Below are 1,388 nucleotides of genomic sequence, written 5' to 3'. Positions count from 1 at the left end.
TTAGAGTACGGCATAATGAGTCGCTCTCGGCTTTTGCAGTCTCGTCTTGAGACAAGGCATACGGCAATGCTGGCTAACTTTTTCTGGTAAAAAGACGAGTCTCTTTGCTCTCCACTACGTATGGCTAAATCAAAAGAAGTTTGGCTAAGCAGCACATTTGTGTTGGCAGGCTCAATAGCGACATCCACATGACTTTTTTCTAGCAGAAAGGCTTCAAGCGCTGGGTATAGTTGGCCAATGATTAAGTTTTGCGGGCAATGTAAGACGAAGGAAACCGCTTCACTTTTCGAGCTTTCAGTCACGGCCTGATGAAGATTTAGGGTGGTCTCGCCAAGCTGCTCAAATAACCCTTTGCCAAAGCTAGTGAGTTTGACTCCCCTAGAGGAGCGAATAAATAGTGACTCACCTAATCTCTCTTCTAACAATAAGATGCGTTTGGACAAGGTAGGCGCGGTAGTTGTTAAGTCTCGTGCCGCTTTTGAATAACTGCCTCGACGGGCTACTTCAACAAATAATAAAAAATCATCCAGCATAAGGTTTTCCGCAATCTTAGTGTTCTAAAGCTCGTATGGCCGACGATACGATATATCCATACAGTATACAGACAGGAGGAAGCGCTATGACAAAACTTTTTTTCACTGCTCTGTTCTCATGCGCGATGTCAAGTATGGTGTCCGCGTGGGTCACTTACATCAATCTCGGTTTACCAGAAGATTTCATCAACCGATGGGGCTTTGCCTTTATTAATGCTTGGCCTGCTTCGTTTGCAGCGGCCTACTTGTTGAATAAACCAATCATGGTATTGACCCAAAAATTGATGCGTCAATTTACACCCCAAAAGGAGAAAAACAATGCTTAGTGTTGTGGCTTTTATTACTCCCAAAAGTGAATTTTATGCAGAATGCAAACAAAAAGCTGAAGGCATTTTAACTGCTACTCGAGAAGAAGCGGGTTGCTTGCGTTTTGAGCTATATGAAAACCAAGCGAAAGATCAGCTGATCTTGGTTGAAAACTGGGTGGACCAAGCTGCCCTAGAAGAACACTATGCCCAGCCATATATCACACCGATATTTGAGTTTTATAAAACCGCATTAGCTCAAGAGCCAGAAATACACAAAATGACCAATGTAGAGGGTTAAATTCTCAGATATATCTGAGTAAGTCACTAGATAGGTAGGGAGGCCTCACCTCCCTATCATTTAAAAGTTGCTCTAGCTTCAGCTATAACTTACTTTTGGACAATTCCGTTTTAGCAAGGTTGCTACTTTAGCAAAGTATGAATTATTAAAAGATGGATAAATTCTTTACGTGATTGTCCAGCATCACTGGATCAGATCGGCGGTAAATATAACATCTTAATCACTGAAGCCAACGCATAGCAAAAATGC

The 1,388-nt window shown here is 42.1% G+C and carries 3 protein-coding genes; 2 read left to right on the top strand and 1 reads right to left on the bottom strand.

Annotated elements, in window-relative coordinates; translation table 11 throughout:
* On the bottom strand, nt 1-533 hold a 533-nt coding region (locus BCV39_RS18610), incomplete at its 3' end, for a LysR family transcriptional regulator (RefSeq protein WP_133154224.1).
* 86 nt (nt 534-619) lie between these two features.
* Between BCV39_RS18610 and BCV39_RS18605 the strand changes: the two genes are divergently transcribed.
* Both BCV39_RS18605 and BCV39_RS18600 read left to right on the top strand, forming a co-directional pair.
* On the top strand, nt 620-859 hold the full coding sequence (locus BCV39_RS18605; protein ID WP_017092320.1) for a DUF2798 domain-containing protein: 240 nt from the start codon (nt 620-622) through the stop codon (nt 857-859).
* Entirely contained in the window at nt 852-1,139 is a 288-nt protein-coding gene (locus BCV39_RS18600) for a putative quinol monooxygenase (protein ID WP_017092321.1), read from the top strand. The genes BCV39_RS18605 and BCV39_RS18600 overlap by 8 nt, the downstream gene beginning before the upstream one ends.
* Nucleotides 1,140-1,388 lie beyond the last annotated feature (249 nt).

It is taken from the genome of Vibrio sp. 10N.286.55.E10 (assembly GCF_002872555.1).
Lineage (GTDB): Bacteria > Pseudomonadota > Gammaproteobacteria > Enterobacterales > Vibrionaceae > Vibrio > Vibrio crassostreae.
The sequence above is the reverse complement of the archived record's forward strand: the minus strand, read 5'-3'. Positions and strand labels throughout refer to the sequence as shown.